The sequence below is a fragment of the Qipengyuania sp. ABI-127-1 genome, assembly GCA_022953095.1.
Lineage (GTDB): Bacteria > Pseudomonadota > Alphaproteobacteria > Sphingomonadales > Sphingomonadaceae > Qipengyuania.
The window spans coordinates 17,550-36,659 of sequence record JALJCR010000002.1 but is presented as its reverse complement, the minus strand read 5'-3'; the positions used below and the strand labels follow the sequence as shown (position 1 = coordinate 36,659).

The 19,110-nt window shown below is 61.8% G+C and carries 17 protein-coding genes; 9 read left to right on the top strand and 8 right to left on the bottom strand.

From position 1 onward, the window contains the following. The first annotated feature begins 7 nt into the window (after positions 1-7). Both paaN and MUY37_RS09645 read left to right on the top strand, forming a co-directional pair. The gene (gene paaN, locus MUY37_RS09650; RefSeq protein WP_499195176.1) at positions 8-1,726 is read left to right on the top strand and encodes a phenylacetic acid degradation protein PaaN; all 1,719 of its coding nucleotides are present in this window, start codon (positions 8-10) and stop codon (positions 1,724-1,726) included. After that, the gene (locus MUY37_RS09645; protein ID WP_499195175.1) at positions 1,716-2,156 is read left to right on the top strand and encodes a lipocalin-like domain-containing protein; all 441 of its coding nucleotides are present in this window, start codon (positions 1,716-1,718) and stop codon (positions 2,154-2,156) included. Before paaN ends, MUY37_RS09645 begins: the two co-directional genes overlap by 11 nt. Positions 2,157-2,273: 117 nt before the next feature. Here MUY37_RS09645 and MUY37_RS09640 read toward each other — a convergent pair whose 3' ends face one another. From MUY37_RS09640 to MUY37_RS09625, 4 genes are all read right to left on the bottom strand, one after another. After that, on the bottom strand, positions 2,274-3,596 hold the full coding sequence (locus MUY37_RS09640; RefSeq protein ID WP_499195174.1) for a DUF1254 domain-containing protein: 1,323 nt from the start codon (positions 3,594-3,596) through the stop codon (positions 2,274-2,276). Further along, entirely contained in the window at positions 3,593-4,819 is a 1,227-nt protein-coding gene (locus MUY37_RS09635; RefSeq protein WP_499195173.1) for a sulfotransferase family protein, read from the bottom strand. Before MUY37_RS09635 ends, MUY37_RS09640 begins: the two co-directional genes overlap by 4 nt. 23 nt (positions 4,820-4,842) lie before the next feature. Further along, entirely contained in the window at positions 4,843-5,958 is a 1,116-nt protein-coding gene (locus MUY37_RS09630; protein ID WP_499195172.1) for a Rieske 2Fe-2S domain-containing protein, read from the bottom strand. A gap of 187 nt (positions 5,959-6,145) precedes the next feature. After that, positions 6,146-7,309, bottom strand: a complete 1,164-nt coding sequence (locus tag MUY37_RS09625; RefSeq protein ID WP_499195171.1) for an acyl-CoA dehydrogenase family protein — start codon at positions 7,307-7,309, stop codon at positions 6,146-6,148. A 243-nt stretch (positions 7,310-7,552) separates the two neighbouring features. Between MUY37_RS09625 and MUY37_RS09620 the strand changes: the two genes are divergently transcribed. From MUY37_RS09620 to MUY37_RS09590, 7 genes are all read left to right on the top strand, one after another. Next, a complete protein-coding gene (locus MUY37_RS09620; protein WP_499195170.1) occupies positions 7,553-9,079 on the top strand; it encodes a 3-oxoacyl-[acyl-carrier-protein] synthase III C-terminal domain-containing protein in 1,527 nt (508 codons plus the stop codon). Further along, a complete protein-coding gene (locus MUY37_RS09615) occupies positions 9,072-10,271 on the top strand; it encodes an acetyl-CoA acetyltransferase (RefSeq protein ID WP_499195169.1) in 1,200 nt (399 codons plus the stop codon). Before MUY37_RS09620 ends, MUY37_RS09615 begins: the two co-directional genes overlap by 8 nt. 27 nt (positions 10,272-10,298) lie before the next feature. Further along, positions 10,299-11,072 (top strand): SDR family NAD(P)-dependent oxidoreductase, encoded by a 774-nt coding sequence (locus MUY37_RS09610; protein WP_499195168.1) that lies wholly within the window; start codon positions 10,299-10,301, stop codon positions 11,070-11,072. A 191-nt stretch (positions 11,073-11,263) separates the two neighbouring features. Next, complete coding sequence (locus tag MUY37_RS09605) at positions 11,264-12,373, top strand: acyl-CoA dehydrogenase family protein (protein ID WP_499195167.1); 1,110 nt, start codon at positions 11,264-11,266, stop codon at positions 12,371-12,373. Beyond that, entirely contained in the window at positions 12,370-13,398 is a 1,029-nt protein-coding gene (locus MUY37_RS09600; protein ID WP_499195166.1) for an acyl-CoA dehydrogenase family protein, read from the top strand. The genes MUY37_RS09605 and MUY37_RS09600 overlap by 4 nt, the downstream gene beginning before the upstream one ends. 126 nt (positions 13,399-13,524) lie before the next feature. Next, complete coding sequence (locus MUY37_RS09595) at positions 13,525-14,715, top strand: cytochrome P450 (protein ID WP_499195165.1); 1,191 nt, start codon at positions 13,525-13,527, stop codon at positions 14,713-14,715. A 4-nt stretch (positions 14,716-14,719) separates the two neighbouring features. Further along, positions 14,720-15,943, top strand: coding sequence for an acetyl-CoA hydrolase/transferase family protein (locus MUY37_RS09590; protein WP_499195164.1), 1,224 nt, complete (start codon positions 14,720-14,722; stop codon positions 15,941-15,943). On the opposite strand, the gene MUY37_RS09585 is transcribed toward MUY37_RS09590, so the two are convergent. From MUY37_RS09585 to MUY37_RS09570, 4 genes are all read right to left on the bottom strand, one after another. Then, a complete protein-coding gene (locus MUY37_RS09585; RefSeq protein ID WP_499195163.1) occupies positions 15,944-17,134 on the bottom strand; it encodes an acyl-CoA dehydrogenase family protein in 1,191 nt (396 codons plus the stop codon). A gap of 18 nt (positions 17,135-17,152) precedes the next feature. Then, on the bottom strand, positions 17,153-17,773 hold the full coding sequence (locus MUY37_RS09580; RefSeq protein WP_499195162.1) for a TetR/AcrR family transcriptional regulator: 621 nt from the start codon (positions 17,771-17,773) through the stop codon (positions 17,153-17,155). A 179-nt stretch (positions 17,774-17,952) separates the two neighbouring features. Beyond that, positions 17,953-18,663, bottom strand: coding sequence for an SDR family oxidoreductase (locus MUY37_RS09575; RefSeq protein WP_499195161.1), 711 nt, complete (start codon positions 18,661-18,663; stop codon positions 17,953-17,955). A gap of 3 nt (positions 18,664-18,666) precedes the next feature. Continuing rightward, a complete protein-coding gene (locus MUY37_RS09570; protein WP_499195160.1) occupies positions 18,667-19,101 on the bottom strand; it encodes a VOC family protein in 435 nt (144 codons plus the stop codon). Positions 19,102-19,110 lie beyond the last annotated feature (9 nt).

Genomic DNA, 19,110 nt, shown 5'->3' with positions numbered 1-19,110 from the left:
TCCTGAAATGACTGAAACGCTTGAGCACCTCATCGCTCGCCATGCTACAACACTCGATGCAGCGATCGACGCCATCGAGACCCGCAAGAACTGGAGCCCGTTCCGCGATTCTCCCAGCTCGAAATTTCATGCGCCGGGGAAACCCGAGGCCGGGAAGGCTGCATTCGAAACGCTGCTCGGCAAGCCGTTCGACCTTCGACAACCGGGCACGATTGGGCAGCTCGGTTGGGAGGTATCGCCATTCACGCGGCAACCCCTCGGGATCACCTACCCTCAGGGCGATCCGGCTATGCTGATCAAAGCGGCACAGGCGGCGATGCCGACATGGCGCAAAACCGCATCGAAGGCACGCATCGCCTTGTGCCTGGAGATGGCCGAGCGGATTTACGATCGCAACTTCGAGATGGCACATTCGGTGATGCACGTCGCGGGGCAAAGCTACACACAGGCGTTCAGCGGCAGCGGTCCGAACGCGCTCGATCGCGGGATCGAGGCGCTGGCCTATGCCGCCAAGGCAATGCGCGACGTATCGCCTTCAGCCAGATGGGAGCGGACCTTCGGCAAGGAAGATGTCGCGCTAGACAAGCAATACACGCTGGTGCCGCGCGGTATCGGACTGGTAATCTGCTGCGCGTCGTTCCCGACCTGGAATGCTTATCCGGCGATGTTCGCAAGCCTTGCAACGGGCAACCCCGTAATCGTCAAGCCACACCCGATCGCGATCCTGCCAATGGCCATTGCGGTGCAGGAATGCCGCCGCGTGCTGGCCGATTTCGGCTGCGATCCGAATTTGGTGACACTGGCGGTCGATACGCTGGAGCAACCGGTGGCACAGGAATTCATAGATCACCCCGCCGTTCAAATTGTCGATTTCACCGGAAGCCCGCGCTACGGCGGCCATCTCGAGCGAACCCTTACCGGCAAGCTGCTTTTCACCGAGACGGCAGGCATCAATTCCGTTGTCCTCGAAAGCTGCGAAGACCTTGCCGAGACCGCCAAGGCGATCGCGCGGGCAACATGCCTGTTTTCCGCGCAAATGTGCACCAGCCCACAGAACATCTATGTCCCCAGGGAAGGTTTCACGACGGCAATGGGGCCTGTTTCGTTCGATGATGTGGCGCAGGCGCTGGTTGCGGCGGTCGATGAAATCGCAGAGCATCCGGCCATGGCCGCCGGGATCATGGGCGCTGTGCAGGCCGAGCCAAGTTGCGATATCGTTCGACGACTGGAAAAAGAGGCTGAGGAACACCGCGCTGCAAAGGTGCTGCGCCGCCCCACCCCCTACGAACATCCGGACTTTCCCGATGCCCGCACAATGACACCGCTGATCGTGACGCTCCCGGCCGACAATGCGGCGCTCTATGCCGAAGAACATTTCGGGCCGGTGATGTTTATCATCGCAGCCGAATCCGGTGACGACGCGGTCGAGGAAGCAACGCAGCTAGTGCGCGAACACGGCGCCATATCGTCCTACCTCTATTCGACCGACGAAGCTTTCATCGCCCGTTCGCTGGATGCCTATACGGTTTCGGGCATGAATCTCTCGATCAATCTCCACGGCGCGATGTGGGCGAATTTCGCAGCAGCTTATAGCGATTACCATGTGACTGGGCTCAACCCGGCCGGCAATGCCTGCCTTGCCGACCTTGCCTTCGTCGCCGGTCGGTTCCGCATCGTCCAGAGCCGCCGGCCGGCCGCACGTGAGGAGGTGGCCGATGCCGCATGAACCGGAAGACTTCATCGGGGCATGGAAGCTGGTCGACTGGCGGATCGAGTATGGTGACGACGGCGTGACGCGCCCGTTCGGAGAGCGGGCACAGGGCTATATCGTCTACTCGGCGGATGGCACGATGACCGCCAGCATTGCCAAAGGCGACCGGCAGAAGTTCGGTATTGCCAATGCCCGCAACGCCGCTTCTGCGCAAAAGTCGGCCGCATTCGACAGCTATTTCCACTATGCCGGCCCGTGGCGGATAGAAGGGGAAGAGGTCGTGCATGAGGTCGTTATGTCGCTTAATCCCGACATGACCGGAACCGAACAGCGTCGGCTGGCCCAGTTCGACGGTCAGGGAGGGCTTATCCTGTCGGCTTACGAAGACATCGACCAGGGCAGATCCCGCCACCACATTTTGCAATGGAGTAGCGCGGCAAAGTAGCGCTTCGAAACTTCGCCAAAGCTGCCGACAGGTGGGGCCGCAAGTTCGATCCTTGCCGCGCCCCCATCATCGGCCGGACCGGGCCGGCTGACGATCTGGCCCGAGTGGTTTCCGACGTTATCGGGCGCTATCGCCAAGCCGGAGCGGTGGCATCTCGTAGCGGCCGTCCGATAGCTCCGCACGGGGCTGATACGTCCGCATGAAGAGATGGAAGGGCGGCGATCCGGGTGGCGGACACGGAAGCCAGTTGCTGGTGCCACTGGTCGGCCGTTCGTGCTGGATATGCAGGATCAGCGAGCCATCGTCTTCATAGCGCAGGCCGGGGGTCCGATTGCTGATCGCATAACGATCTATCGGGTTCTCGACGAGCGACCAGTCATCTCCATACATGGTCAACGACCAGAAGGCATCGACGGGCGGTGTCTGCCCCGGCGGAAAGGTCAACACGTAGCTCTTGTCGCCGCTCAGAAGCTCTCCGTCCGGCCCCTGTCTTAGCGAGAAATACAGGCCTTCTTGCGGGACGAGGCAGCCGGGACCTAGCTTCGCGACCACCGCGCGATCGAGAGGGTCTTCGATCCGCTGCGTGATCCCGTAGCTGACCTGCCACCCGTTCACGTCGCGCGTGTCGATCAGCCATCCGGCCCTGCCGTGGATGATAGCGTTGGCTTCGCTCGCCGCCTGATCGAGCAGGTCGATCAGTTCACCGTCCCCCGATTGGCTCGGTTTGGCCCCAGGTCGGATGCCAAGCGCGGTGAGTTTTTCGAGAAATGGGCCGTCTTCTTCCGGTGGTGGGTTCTCAAGCAATCCGGCGCACAGCTCGTCGAAATATCGTGCTCCAAGCCGCGCGGGCTGCAAGATCGGAAAGTTGTCGAACGCATCGTCGATCGGGCGATTGGGATTGGTGATCTTGGGAAAATCCGACAGCCCGGTGAGGGATAGCCCTTGCTGAACTCTGAGAGCCTCCGCCAGATCGTCGCGATCCACCACCATCACGCGCGTTATGACCAGAACGTGGTTCGTCGGCGCATCGACGCGGATTGCACCCTCAGGCAAATCCCCTTCCCAGCCCGGCCCGCAGATTGCGAACAGGCCCGGCGCGGTACCCGTGGTCCGCCGACCAATATAGGAAAAGCTGTTGAGATAGGCATCGTTGAGCTGAACGAGATAATAACGGTCGTGAGCCTCGGGTACGCTCAGCAATTGCGGCTGCGTGGTCAGGTCGAGCCACCCTATGCCGTATAGAGTATCGACATTCGGCAAGGGAACCAGGCTTTGCGGAGTGCACAGTTCGGGCGTGCCGAAGAGCTGGTTGAACGGTAGTTCGAGCCGTTCGGCGAGTTCCAGATACATGCGTGTCTGAACCAGCGGGATACCCCAAATATAGGCATCGATGGCCAGTTGCTTGAGCATCGCCCGATTGTCGGCTTCCAAAACGGTCATGCGCCTCTCCCCTGAGTGACAAAACGGTCGATGTAGGTTGCAAAGCGCTCTCCGATGGCCTCCTCGTCGAGGCCGAATTGGTCGGCGCTGTAGTCGTTGCGGCCATGTTTGTGCTGCGGGTTCGCAGCTTCCCACCCCCGCAGGAGGGCGGCTTTCTCTGCACTCATCGGTATTCCGGCAGCTTCGGCCACCGCGATGGCTGCGCCAGCGGCGTCGCTCTTGATGCGATCGTATGGCAGATCGATGATCTGCAACTCATCGCCCAGACGATCGCGGGTCTCGATATAGCTATCGGTCGCGCGTGCCCACCAATCGAGCATGCAGGCCCCGACGAAATGCGGATCGGGATCGTTCACCAATGCCGACCAGAGGGTGTGGGTCAGCTTGGCCAGGGACGGGATCGAAACTCTCGGATCGCGGTGGCACTGAACGATGGTTGCCTTGGGGAAACACCGGAGCAGTTCTTCCAGCGATGCGATATGCTGAACGTTCTTGCTGATCCAGCGGCGCCCCCTGCGGCCACCGTCCTGCCATTGCAGGTATTGGTACATCCGCTTGAGGTAACGGTAATTATCCATCCTCGGTCGCTGGATGACCCATTCGTAATACTGCACCGACGGCGCATAGATCGATGGCCACAGCCAGTCGTCGAATGTGGCATCGAACAGCAGGACGTCTTCCTCCGGCTCCTGCGCCGCCATGTGATGCGCCGCCGCCAGGTCGGCATTCCCATCCGAATGGAAGCCGATCGATGCCACCGCTGCTATGCGGCGGGTGGAATCATCGGCGCGCGTGCCCTCGAATGGGGCCGGATAGAGCATTCGCCACAAGGGCGTGCGCTGGACATCCTCATCGGGAAGCGCGGACAGGAGACGCTGCATCTTGGTCGTGCCCGATCGTGGCAGGCCGATGATTACGATGGGATCGTCGACGTCTTCCTCGAAAATTTCCGGATGGGCCGAAAAGTCCCGCTGGGTCCACAGGCGGTTCACCAGGCAGCGCAGAATATTGCGCCGAAACGTCGCCTCGCCGGATTGCGATAGATTGCCATCGGCTCTGACGCAGCGCAGCAGCATCGCGAGCGGTTCCAGAAAGGCGGGGTCCCCGAAATCGTCGTATCCCGCAAGCGCCCGTGCTTCCGCGAGCAGAGCGGACACCTCGCCGTCCGGCTCGGCTATGGCAGCGTGGCGATCGCCCGATGCGGTTGCAGATTGACAGGCCATGCCGGTCGTTGCCCCAAGCACCGCTACGAAGCCCGTGCCATGGGCGGGCTCTCGGTCGGAACCGCAGTCTGCGCGGCCTCGGCAACGGATCCATAGCGTTCGCGGTTGCGCGCCTTCTGCATGATTCCGCGAAAGATAGTGAGCGGCTTGTCGGCCTGGGTGGCGAGCATCGGCGCGCCCGATTCCTCGTCGAGATTGGCGAACTGGGCTTCGATGATGACCTTGTCTTCCCTGAAAGCGTGATCAGCCATGGCGATCATCTGCTGCGCCATCGCCCTATCCCCGAATGCCGCCCCCGGCCCCCAGCTGAACAGCGTCCGCGACCTACGCATATCGATCGGAGTGACCGACTGGCACGAATAATGGGCGAACAGTTCCTCATCGACCGGATCGCCCCAATCCGCAGCCTTTGCCGCTCCCGTCCGGTGGAACGAGGTACGCATCAGGAATATTCCCGGGATGTGGAATTCATAGCACGACCGGATATCGACGGTGTCCGACGCCGAGAGCTGCGGCAATGGCGGGATAGGGGGTGCCGCCTCGATCCAGCGCTCGACACGAATGCCGCGATCGAGGAGCGTGTGGCGAGGTTGGCGATCGCTCCATCCCGTCGTCGCCCCGAAGGAATCCGCGTGGACGAAGGCGAGATGGGACAGGTCGAGCAGATTATCGTTTATCAGCTCGTAAGGTGCCTCATAATCGAGCTGACCGGAACTCTGTACCCATTCCGGATCGTCGAAATCGCAGACGGGAGGAATAAGGCCGGGATCGCAGGCATCGCTTTGGCCCATCCATATCCATACCCAGCCGCCTTTCTCGACGAGCGGATAGCTTCTTACGCAGCTCCTGTCAGGAATCCGGTCCTGCCCGGGGATCTCGACACATGTCCCGTCCGGGCTGAATTTGAGGCCGTGATACATACAGCGCAGGTCGTCGCCCTCGACCCGCCCGAGCGAGAGCGGTGCATGGCGGTGGGCGCACCGGTCCGCCAGCGCCGCAAGATGGCCGTCGCTCCGGCGATACAACACCACGGGGTCGCCCGCGATCTTCCGACTTTCGATCCGGTCGGCGGGGAAATCGTGCGAGAAACCGGCTACGTACCAGCAATTCCTGACAAAACTGCTGCTGATAATTCCCATCGCCTGTCGCTCCGCGAATGATGTCTCCTGATCGGCCCCATCGGGGAGAGCATGCGTCAGCCCCCGCCGCCGAACCAATGAACGAAGGGTTGGCGGTCCAGGGCTTTCGCTCAACTCGCCGGAAACTCGCTTTTGCTCAGCTTAGCGATCGGATGCCAAGCAAGGCGGGGGCAGCCCTCGAAGGTGCCTAACGTGGCAATTTGAGCAGATTGGCAATATTGTTGCGCTGGATGGCGGAGGAGCCCCCCAGGATCGGCATGACCAGAATGTCGCGCACGTAGCGCTCCATATCGAAATCGCGGACATAGCCGTAAGCGCCCATGATCTGCTGGCAGGTCAGGACGATATCGCGGGCGGTATCGCACACGAAGAGCTTGGCCATCGAAGTTTCCGCCGCGGCAGGCTCTCCCGAAGCGACCAGTTCGGCTGCGTTATAGGTCATCAGACGGCAGGCTTCGAACTTGGTCTTCACGTCGGCCAGCATATGGCGAACCGACTGGATGGTGCAGATGGGCTTGCCGAACTGGACGCGCTGCTGGGCATAGTCCCAGGCATCGCTCACGGCGCCGCGGGCAATGCCGAGCGCCATCGCGGCGACCTCCAGCTTTTCGATGTCGAGACCTGGGCCGACAAGCTTTTGCCACCCCAGTCCCAGGCCTTCCTCGCCTCCGACAACGTCGCTTACCGGAATCCGCACATCGTCGAAGCTGACATCGAAGGTGCCCCCGCCCTTGAGCCCGAGCGTGTCTTGCGGCGTCAGCGTCACTCCCGGGGCATCGGGCCTTATAAGAACCAGCGAGAGATTGCGGTATTTCTCCTCCGGCGAACCAGTGCGTACCAGTGCGTAGATATAGTCCGAGATCGCCGCGCCCGAACAGAACCGCTTTGCCCCGTTGACGACCAATTCGTCGCCCTCGCGCCGGGCGCTCGTGCTGACGCTGGCAAGGTCGGCTCCGACATCCGGTTCGGTGAAACCGTAAGCGAACATCAGGCCTTCCTGCGCGACCTTCGGCAGCAGCGCCTCTTTCTGCTCTTCGCTGGCCACTTCGCACAGGTTGAGGCCGGCATAGCAACTCGATTGGATATAGGCGCACCCGACCGCCATGCTTCGCGAGCAAAGCTCCTCGATCACGAGGATCGTCGCGAGAATGTCGCGGCCCGAGCCTCCGTATTCCTCGGGTACGGTCAGGCCGGTGAGGCCGAGTTCGACCAGCTTGTCATGGACGTCGCGTGGAAAGCGGTTTTCCTTGTCCCAGCGCGAGACTTGATCGCGCGGCATTTCGTTCTCGATGAAGCGGCGCAAGGTGTCGCGCAGCATCGTCAGATGTTCATTGTCCTCGGACGGCGCCATTCTCTAATTCCCGATATTGCTTCGAGCCGGCGGGATGCAAAGCCGCTGGCCACATCGCGCTGGCCTACAAACGGCCATCCTCACTTCAAACTCGCAAAAAGGGGGAGCGGCTCACCGCCCGGATGAATGCGGTTCGATGCGAGTTCAAGCTGAGCGGGAGCTCCTCTAGCCGCCAAGTCAGCCGCGCATCCTCCGGTCTCCCCGGGGGCGGAGAGAGCGCGATCGGGCCACCAGACTCGGCAGATGGCCGACTTTCGGCAGGAGCAGGAATTGAAGCAACGCGGGATTACCTCATTCGGCGCCTATGTGCCGCGCCGAAGACTTCCACGCGAGGCAATCGCCTCGGCGGTCAGATGGGCCACACCTTCGATGCCCGGTGCGGCCAAGGGGCATCGTGCGATCTGTTCTCACGATGAAGACAGTATCACGATGGCAGTCGCGGCAACGCATCATGCCTTGGACGGCCTTGGCGGCTCCGGCGATCCGGGATCGCTGTTCTTCGCCTCGACCACCATGCCATTCGCCGATCGCCAGAATGCCGGGCTGATTGCGGCCGCATCAGGTCTGGGCGATGCTGCGGCATCCGCCGATATAGGCGGTTCGCTGAAAGCGGGTGTAACGGCGTTGCGCCTGGCCCTGGAAGGAGCGGGAGACAGCCTCGTCGTCGCTGCCGACAAGCGGCAGGCGAAACCCGGCAGCCCCCAGGAACTCAAATACGGCGATGCGGCGGCAGCCTTCTCGATCGGCGAAACAGAGCTGCTGGCCGAATTCGTCTGCGCCCACGCCACTTCGGTGGATTTCACCGATCATTACCGCTCCAGCGGAGCGTCGTTCGACTATGTGCTCGAAGAACGCTGGGCACGCGACGAAGGGCTTTCCCGGATTATCCCTCAGGCAGTCACGGGATTGCTCGAGAAGGCCGGGATAGCAGCGACCGACATCGCCCATTTCGTGCCTGCCGGCCTCAATCCGCGCGACGCCAATTCGATGGCTGCGGCATGCGGAATCGCGGCGGAGGCCATTCCCGAAGAGATTATCTCTAAGGCTGGCGACGCCGGTTGTGCTCACCCGCTGCTTTCGCTGACCCTCACGCTTCAGAATGCGGGTCCCGGCGAATTCGTTCTGTTGCTGGGCTACGGCCAGGGCGCCGAGCTGATCCTGTTCAGGACCACCGATCGCATCGGCAACGCCGCGCCACTGATCGGCGCCCGGGCAATGCTCGCCGATTTTGTGGAAGACGACAACTATCTGCGCTTTCTGTCTTTCAACGGCTTGGTCGAAATGGACTGGGGAATGCGCGCCGAGCGCGATAACCGCACGGCACAATCGGCATTCTTCCGACATCGCCACACGGTAACCGGCTTTGTCGGCGGGCGCTGCACCGAATGCGACACACCGCAATTCCCGCGGACGCGGGTATGCGTGAACCCATCCTGCCGGTCGACCGGAACCCAAGTGAAGGAGCCGTTCGCCGACAAGCGCGCATCGGTCAAATCCTTCACCGAAGACTGGCTGGCCTTATCGTTCAACCCGCCCCTGATCTACGGCAACATCCGCTTTGATGGCGGCGGTGTGACGATGCTCGAGTTCAGCGATTTCGCTCCGGGCGAGGTCGCGGTGGGTTCTCCGCTCGCGATGCAATTCCGCATCAAGGACATCGACCCGCAGCGCGGATTCCGCCGCTACTGCTGGAAGGCAGTGCCGCCCCGCAATCTGGACGGCCCCCGCACCGTTCCCCCCGCAAAGCAAGGAACGACACACCATGGCTGAAGGTATCCGCGACAAGGTCGCCATCGTCGGAATGGGCTGCACGCGCTTCGGCGAACGCTGGGATTGCAGCGCCGAAGACCTCATGGTCGAGGCATTCGAAGAAGCGCTGGCAGACGCCAATATCGAGCGCGATCGCATCGAAGCGGCCTGGTTCGGCCTGTCCTCCGACGATCAGGGACCGGGTAAATCGGCCCTTTCGCTTTCCACCGCCCTACGCCTGCCCAATATCGCCGCAACGCGTGTCGAGAATATGTGCGCCACGGGCACCGAAGCCCTGCGCGGCGCGGTCTATGGTGTGGCGTCCGGCGCCTATGATGTCGCCTTGGCGCTCGGTGTCGAAAAGCTCAAGGACACCGGCTATGGCGGTCTGCCCGAGAGGACAAAGGGCACCTTCGAGGATCTCTGGTTCCCCAGCGTCACCGCCCCCGGCAGTTTCGCGCAGTTCGCCAGTTCCTATGTCGAGGCGCACGGCATCGACATGGAGCAGCTCAAGGAGGCGATGGCGCATGTTTCGTGGAAGAGCCACGAGAACGGAGCCAAAAACCCCAAGGCGCATCTGCGCAAGCGCGTGGACAAGGACAAGATCCTCAACGCGCCGATGATCGCCTACCCGCTCGGCCTGTTCGATTGCTGCGGGGTGAGCGACGGTTCGGCCTGCGCGATCGTGACCACTCCGGCAATTGCCGAAAAGCTAGTCGGCGAAGGGCCGATGGTGACGGTCAAATCGATGCAGCTCGCGCTCAGCAATGGTTCGGAAATCGGTTTCGACGGGTGGGACGGTAGCTACGCTCTGACGACGCGCCTGGCTTCGCAGCGCGCCTATCGCGAGGCCGGCATAGAAAACCCGCGCGAGGAACTCGACCTCATCGAAGTGCACGATTGTTTCTCGGTAACCGAACTGGTCACGATGGAAGACCTCGGACTGTCCAAGCCCGGCGAAGGCTGGCGCGACGTCCTGGCTGGGACCTATGACGCCGATGGGGAAGTGCCCTGCAATCTCGATGGGGGTCTCAAGTGCTTCGGGCACCCGATCGGGGCAACCGGCCTGCGCATGGTCTACGAGCTTTATCTCCAGCTTCGCGGCCAGGCGGGCGACCGGCAACTGGACACGCCGAAGCTGGGACTGACGCACAATCTCGGTGGTTTCCCGAACAAGAACGTCTGCAGCATTTCCGTAATCGGCACCTGCTGACTGTCACCCCCTATCCGGAGAAGAACTATGACCGACGCTTTCGGCCTCGAAGGCCGTACGATTATCGTAACCGGCGGCGCCCAGGGTGTGGGCCGTGCCCTTGCCGAATTCGGCCTCGCGCGGGGGGCCAACATCGCGTTGGTAGACATAAATGCCGAAGCACTCGAGCAGGCGCGCGACGAAATCGACAGCCCCAACCTCGCCTGCTTTGCGAGCAATGTGGCTGTCGAATCGGAAGTCGACGAACTGGTCGCCGGGACGATCGACCGGTTCGGGGATCTCGACGGGCTCATCAACAATGCCGGCGTGGTCCGCGCGGCTCTGGCGCATGAAATGTCGCTGGAAACCTGGCAGAAAGTGATCGACGTCAACCTGACAGGCGCATTCCTGTGCCTTCGCGCCGTGGGCCGGGCGCTGATCGAGAAGGCGCAGCGCGGCGTGCAATCGCCCGGACGGATCGTCAACATTTCCTCCGACGCCGGGCGCCGCGGCACTATCGGTCAGATCAATTACGGGGCAGCGAAATCAGGCGTGCTGGGCCTGACGATGAGCGCGGCACGTGAATGGGCGCGTCACGGAATCACCGTGAACAGTATTTGCTACGGCGTGGTCGAAACGCCGATGACCGAAACGATCCGCAACGAGCGCTTCCGCGAACGCTATCTGGCGCAGATACCGCTGGGTCGCTTCGCCGATCCCGAGGAAGTATCGCCGGCAACCTGGTTCTTCCTGACAGATGCCGCGAGCTATGTGACCGGGCAGCATCTTTCAGTCGATGGCGGCTTTCACATCGCCACCTGATCGCGGGTACGGGCCGCTTGCCGCGACAAGTGAGCCGAATGCGAGATGTTGGTGACTGGTGCCACGGCTACGCAGACGGGCATGTCCACTAACTCACTGATCCGGCAGGCAGGAAGCACGTCAGCCACGTATATGCGGGGCCTGTTCAGCCGATGAATGTTCACTTCGAACCGATCAGGGCAGCGACCGACATGAGCGCCCTGCGCGCCGACGTCCGCGCATTCCTCGACGAGAAGGTTGCCCACTTGCCGGCCGAAGTGCGTGCGCAAAGCTGGTCTGGCTGGGATGACGGGTTGAGCGCCGCGATGGGCGCACGGGGCTGGATCGGCATGACTTGGCCAACGACTTTCGGCGGACAGGCGGCAAGCCAACTGGACCGCTATACCGTTGTTGAGGAAATGCTTGCCGCGGGCGCCCCCGTCGCCGCACATTGGATCGCCGACCGCCAGAGCGGCACGCTGATCCTCAAATTCGGCAGCGACGATCTGAAGCGCGAATTGGTACCGCAGATCGCGACGGGCAAACTCTTCTTCTGCATCGGGATGAGCGAGCCTAACTCGGGTTCCGATCTGGCATCGCTCAGGACCCGCGCGCAGAGGGTGGACGGCGGCTGGTCCATCAGCGGCTCCAAGATCTGGACCACTTTTGCCGACAAGTCCCAATTCATGATCGCCCTCGTCCGTACCACCCAGCAAGACGCGCGATCGTCGCGGGACGGGCTCAGCCAGCTCGTGGTCGATCTGTCGAGCGAGGGCGTGACCATCCGGCCGATCGAGGATCAGACCGGGGCGGCGCATTTCTGCGAGGTTTTCTTCGACAGTGTTTTCGTGCCCGACCGCATGCTGCTTGGCGAGGAAGGCCAAGGCTGGGCTCAAGTCACCGCCGAACTGGCGCTCGAACGAAGCGGTCCGGAACGGTTTCTCAGCAGCCATGTGCTGCTCGAAGCGGTCTGCGAAACACTGAACGAGCAACCGAACGATGCGATGCTCGCACTTCTGGGCGAATGGGCCGCAGAGCTGTGGGTTTTGAGGCAGATGTCGCTTTCCGTCGCCTCGCGGTTGGAACGCGGTGAGGCGCCGATGCTCGAAGCCGCCATCGTCAAAGACCTGGGCGCACGCTACGAGCAGTCGATCGCGCGCGACCTCTCGGGAGCATTCACCGCATCGTCTTTCAGCGATGCAGGATCCGCGATCGAACCTGTCCTGACCTATCTCGTCGCAAACTCGCCCTGCTTTTCCCTCAGAGGGGGAACGCGAGAAATCCTGCGCGGAATCATTGCCCGGGAGCTCGGCCTGCGATGAACGAACATCGGTCCATTCTCAAGGAGACGGTCGAGCGCCTTTTCGCCGATCTGGCGGCGGATCGAAACGCCGACCCTCGCGCAAGCTGGCACGCGATCGAAGAGCTGGGTCTGCCCGGCCTTCTGCAATCACAAGAAGCAGAGGGCTTTGGTGGCGACTGGGAGGATGCGGGGACGGTATTCAAGGCCAGCGCGATCCACCGGCTCGAAATCCCCGTGAGCGAGACGATACTCGCCCGTTCATGGCTCGTTGGGCTCTCGCTCAAATCTCCCGAGGGCATGGGCGGTTTTCTTCTCCATTCGGTCAATCCCGCAGGTCCGGCGGGGCTCGAACGGATGCTGGCGGCCGGAAAACTGGATTGGGTCCTGGCTCTTGGAGACAAGAGCTGGCGACTGGTCGATCTGGAAGAGTTCGGTTTCACCAGCAATGGCACGCGACCTTCAAGGGCAGAACTGATCTCGAAAGACCTCGGCGCTGCGCTCATCGCGGAAGGCCCACTGGACGGCGGGCCGCAGGATCATGCGCACCAAGCGGCGTTGATGCGCGCGTGCCAGATGGCAGGTGCAATCGAGGCCATGGTAGCCCTCGCCATCGAGTATACCCGCGACCGCCAGCAGTTCGGCAGGTCGCTGTCCTCCTTCCAGGCCATCCAGCACCAGCTCGCGCTTGCAGTGGAAGAAAGCGCCGCAGCATCCTGTGCGGCCGCCAGCGCCTGCCAGGCAATGACCTTGGGTAACGCAGCATTCGAGATCGCGGCGGCGAAATGGCGTGTCGGCAAGGCCGCGGATAGGGTCTTCGACATCGCCCATCAGGTGCACGGCGCCATAGGCTTTACGCGCGAATACGACCTGCATCAATTCTCGCTCAGGGCGCAGGAATGGAGGCGCGACTTCGGGAACGAGGGGTATTGGGCGCGCGAGATGGCAAGAGCCGTCTTGAGCAACAGACCCAAACCGCTCTGGCATTTTCTGACCGCAAGACACGATGCGATCCTGGCGGCCGAACGCGCGGGCGCGGGTTCATGAGCCCCTTTGCCCGCCATTGCCGCGCTGACCAACTGGCGCGGACCAATCGCGCAGCAATGCCGCGCTCTGGCTCACACCGATGCAGCCGGTGCGATTTCCACCAAGACACGATGAAAGGACTGTCCGATGTCCATCCGCTACTCGCCCTATGACGAAAGCCTGTGGTCCCATCCGTGGGACACCTACAAGCGGATGCAGGATGAGGCGCCTGCCTATTACATCGAGGACCTCGACTGCTGGGCGCTGACCCGCTTCGAAGACATCTGGAAGGCGAGCATGGACCGCAAGGCCTACACGGCCACACACGGCACATCCCCCGATGCGCTGTTCCTGTCCGAAGCGCCGCAGCCAGAGGTGTTCCTGTTCATGGACCCTCCTGCGCATGGCCGTACCCGGGGGCTCATCGGGCGGTCCTACCTGAAGGACAAGATCGCACTGATCGAAGACCATGTCCGCGGTGTGGTCCGCACTGAAATAGCGCCCATGCTGTCGACGGGGGAGATCGATGTCTACCGGCTAGCCAGCCGGACGGCGCTCCAACTGATCGCCGCGTTCATCGGTCTGGAATACGAGGAAGCCCTGCGCATCCGCGGCTATATCGACCGGTTCTACCTGCGCGAGCCCGGTGTGCGCGGTACGACGCCCGAAGGTGCCCAAGCCTTTGCCGAGGCGCGCGAATACATTATGGGGCTGATCGAGAAGTACCGCCAGAACCCGCCTGCCGAACACAGCCATATTGTCACCTGGCTCAATGCCGACGTCGACGGCAACCGGCTGACCGACGAGCAGATTTTCTTCAGCATCTTCGCCATGGTCATCACAGGCTCCGACACGCTCCCCCTGACCACGGCATGCACGATCTACAATCTCGCCGCGAACCCGGACCAGCTCGGCATGGTCAGGGACGACCCGACGCTTTGCGCCGCCGCTTTCGAAGAGGCGGCCCGCTTCGATCAGCCGACAAACATGCTCGGCCGCAGGGTTTGCCAGGAGGTCGAACTTCATGGCGAGACCATGCGACCGGGGCAGTCTGTTCTGTTCCTCTACGCCGCAGCGTGCCGCGACGAGCGCGAGTTCGACAAGCCCGACCGCTTCGACATCACCCGCCGCCAGCGCCGCAATCTTTCATTCGGCACGGGCCTGCACTTCTGCCTCGGCCAGCATCTCGCCCGGCTCGAAGGGCAGGTCCTGCTCCAGGAAATTCTGGCTTCTGTCGGCGATTTCGAAGTTAGGCACGATCGCTGCGAACGGATTCGCGGAGAATTCCTTCAGGGCTTCTGCCAGTTACCGATCTCGTTCAAACCGCACGCGAGCTGAAATCTTGATCGAGAACCTGACGGCTGCCGCGCTGGCCGATCTGCTGCGCGAAAGTACGCGCCTGTTCCTTCCAGGCACCACCGGCGAACCGCTCGCGCTGCGCAACCGGATCGAGGGACATGAAGACAGCCTTGCTCATCTGTCGGTGCTGACAAGCTTCGTCGCGGGCCTCAACGATTTCGCCCATCCCGTCCTGACCGGTGCGATGGAAAGTGCAGGCTTTTTCCCTGCATCGGAACTCCCGGCCTATCGTCAGATCATCGCGACATATTCCGGCATCGGCCGGGAGCTTGCGCACTTCGCACCGGACATCACCTTCGTTCCGACCACCATTCCCGACGCACGCGGCTATGTCGGTTGCGGCCTGTCCGCCGAGTTCGTGCGGGATGCGCTCGAGACATCCGGGCGGGTCGTCGCGCTTGCCAACCCGGCCCTCCCTCGCCTGATCAATGGCGACCTCATTCACCGCGACGAATTCTCAGCAATTTTCAATGACGAAACAGCGCCGCTGGCGCTGGCATCGGGCGGTACCGGCCCCGACGATATCGGTGACGAAATCGCACGAAACGTGGTCAGACTCGTCGATGATGGCGCGGCGGTCCAATGCGGCATTGGCAAGGTCCCGAGCCTTTTTCTCGATCATTTGAGATCGAAGAAGCGGCTTCGAGTCCATTCCGGCATCGTAACGGAGTCCATCCGCGGGCTCGTCGAAGCAGACTCGATCGACAGGGAATTCCCGATCGTGTGTGCGACCATCGCCGGATCGCACGCGTTCTATCGCTGGCTGGATGGGCGGGAAGACTTCCTGCTCAGACCGGTGCGACATACCCATAGCGCGTCCGTATTGTCGCGGATCGAGAAATTCGTGGCCGTGAATTCGGCGCTGCAGGTGGACCTGATGGGGCAAGTCAACTCCGAGGGTTTCGGAGCGAAGCCGATAAGCGCGTCGGGCGGACTTCCCGAATTCTGCCGGGCCGGTCATCAATCCTCGGGAGGATGTTCGATCATTGCCCTTCCCTCGACGGCTTCACGCGGCAAACGATCGCGGATCGTGCCTTCGCTGGCCTCGACATCGCCGGTCACCATCGCGCGAACCGATGTGGATTTCGTGGTCACGGAATACGGGATCGCCGACTTGCGCGCAAAGACAGCGAGCGAGAGGGCTGCCGAGCTCGCGGCGATCGCGCACCCCGACTTCAGAGCCTCGCTTATCGCAGCGGGCCCCTGATCAGAACTCCAGCGGCAGGCCGAGCTCGCGCCTTGCGATGATGTTCTTCTGCACTTCCGATGTGCCCGCACCGATCGTATCGAGTGCAGTGGCGCGATAGGACCATTCCCATTTCCCGCCAGCCGGAGCATCGGCATCCACCTTGTGCAGCAAGCCGTCGGCGCCAAGCGTATCGATCGCGAAGTCTGCCAGCCGCTGGTGGAGTGCTGTGCTGTAGAGCTTGCACATGGCGGCCTCGATCGTGGGGACGCGGCCCTGCGAGGAGGCGTAGATCACGCGGCGCTGCAGCATCTTGGCCATCTGGACGTCAGCCGTAAGCCGTGCGAGGCCGTGCCGGACCTCTGTGGACGTGTCCAGGCGCTCGCCATTGCGCTTGGTTTCGCCGAGCAACCCTTTGAGTACCTTGAGCTTTTCCTCTAGGGGGCTGTAGGTATAGAATGTGAAACGCTCGTAATCGAGCGCCTCGCAAATATAGGTCCACCCCCGGTTCAACTCGCCGACCAGATAGTCTTCCGGGACGAAGATGTTGTCGAGAAATACCGCGTTGGTGACATGCTCGCCCATTGTTTCGATCGGCTGGATCGTGATCCCTTCCTGATCCATCGGGAGAAGAAACAGGCTGATGCCCTTGTGCTTCGGCGCGTCGAAATCGGTCCGCGCGGCGAGCCAGTACCAGTCCGCGAAATGGGCCGAGGTGGTGAACATCTTCTGACCGTTGAGCATCCAGCCGCCTTCGACGCGTTCCGCGCGCAGCCGCAGGGATGCCAGATCCGATCCGGCATGGGGTTCCGAATAGCCGAGAGCAAACTCGACATCGGCCGATAGGATCTTCGGCAGGAATTCGGCCTTCAACCTGTCGGACCCGTGCCGAATGAGCGTCTGCCCCACACATCCGACCCCCTTCCCGATCAGGGGAGCACCGACGCGCGAAAGCTCCTCGTTGAGGAGATATTCGTAGATGCCCGGCTTTTCCTGCCCGCCATATTCCTTTGGCCAGGACATGCCGAGGTACCCCCTGCGCGCCAGTTCCTTGTTGAAGGCCCTGCGCGCCGGTGTATCCGCCAGAATGGAATCCGATTCGCGTTCCGGGCACATGATGTCGTCCGCGTCCGGCCATTCCCGCACCTCGGCGAGAAATTCCCGAACACGCGCGACGAACGCTACCTGATCGGCATCGAAATCGAAATTCATGGCGGGTTCCCGTGCAGACTATTTGGTGAGATATTTGACGAACGCGTCGGAGAGCTGCTGGACGAGCTGTTCGTCGGTGATCGCTGGAGAATTGTTTTCCAGATAGGCGTCGATACTGCCGACGATAATGTGTTCCGATACGAACATCGCCACTTCGAGATCGTCGACTTTTATCTCCGAGCGATGCTGCTGATAATAGGCCCGGATCGTATGATAGAGGAACTTCTCTGTCGTAACCGTGCGCGACAGCCTGCCCAGCTTGGGGACTTCACGGGGCAGGCGCAGGAAGATGAAGCTGTATTGTTTCCGGGTTTTTAGGATCGTCCCGATGATGGCCTGCGCCGAGTCTTCGAGCGGCTTGGCCATGTTTTCGATCAGGCAATCGCGCAGGACCTCGGAGGCATTGATGACCGCGTTTTCGACCAGTGCTGCGGCGATGGCTTCCTTGCTGGAAAAATACTGGTAGAGCGAACCGATGCTGACGCCCGCCACTTCGGCAATGTGGTTGGTGTTGGCGGCATCATAGCCGCTTTTCATGATGATCGACTCGGCGGCTCTCAGAATGCAATCCACCGTGAACTGGGCGCGCTGCTGCTTGGGTACCTTTCGCGGTGCAAGCTGAGCATCCAATACCGTCATATCTCCGTCTCCCGTTCTTATCGACCGCCATTATCGCGAGCGCACCGAAATGCGCTGCTGCCGCCCTGGCGACGCTTATCGCGACGCGCTCAGCACAATTCCGCGTTGGGCCTGTGAGAATATCAGAAAAACTGAAAATTTGCTCACATTGAACTCGCTTTATGGATTTTCGGGCCGCTTCACGGTTGGACGAAGCACAGTTCGGCCTGCAGGACCGACCCGTTCACTACGGGATTCCGCACCGCAAAAAGCAGCACGCGCGCGATCTCGACTGGATCGATAAGCCGTTTTTCGTGCACCAGCGACTTGAGGTATTCGGTCGCCTCTCCGCCATATTCCCGCAGCATTTCGGTGTTGGTGAAACCGGGACACACGCAGGCCGTATGGATGCCCGACCCGCCAAGGTCCTGCGCCGTGCTTCGCATCAAACCCACGACCGCATGTTTGCTCGCCACATAGGCTGCCAGCCCTTTGCTGGCACGCTGGCTCAGCGTGGATCCGACATAGATGATCGACGATCCGGCCGACTGGTGGGGCAGCACCAACCGATTGAGGATCGATGGGGCCACAACCGCCAGTTCGAGCGTCTTTCGGAAATCGCCCGCATCGACCTGGTCGATAGCGCCGGGCAGCTGAATGGCCGAGTTGTGGATCAGGCTGATCTCGCCCGATCCAGCCAGCGCAGCATCGAGCTCGTCCTTGATCCGCTCGGCCCAGTCCGGGCTGGCCAGATCCGCAGTGATGTCCACCGCCCCTTCGACCGATATCGGACTGCGGGATATGTTGACGATACGATAGCCATGCTCCGCGAAGAGCCGCGCGGTTTCGAGGCCGATGCCTCTGCTGGCACCTGTAATAACGAGGGTGGCGGGTCCTTGTGACGTCGGCATGGCTTACGGTCTCTCCTCAGTTGACCGCACCATACTGGCCGGATCCTCGAATAGCTCAATGGCATTCCCATCTGGATCGCCGACGATGGCCGCCCTTCTATCCGCGGGCAGCTCGACGATTTCGGAGTAGATTGGAGCCCCCGCATTGCGGCATCTCTCGAGTGTCGCACGCGCATCGTCCACGGGAACCGTGACGTAGCGAATACCGGCGTGCGAGGCCCATCGCTCCGGATCGGCACTCGGTGCCGGTGGCGCGGCCGGAACGTAGAGTTTCAGGGTGCTGCGGCCATAGGCGAGTTTGATCAGCGTATCCGGCCCGAGGGGGATCGTCGCAACGTGCTGCAGTCCCAGCACATCCTGATAGAATCGCTGCATGGGTTCGGCATCTCGCGTTACAAAACCGACATCGAACGCGCGGTGTTCCAGTGCTGTTTCCATTGCAATCTC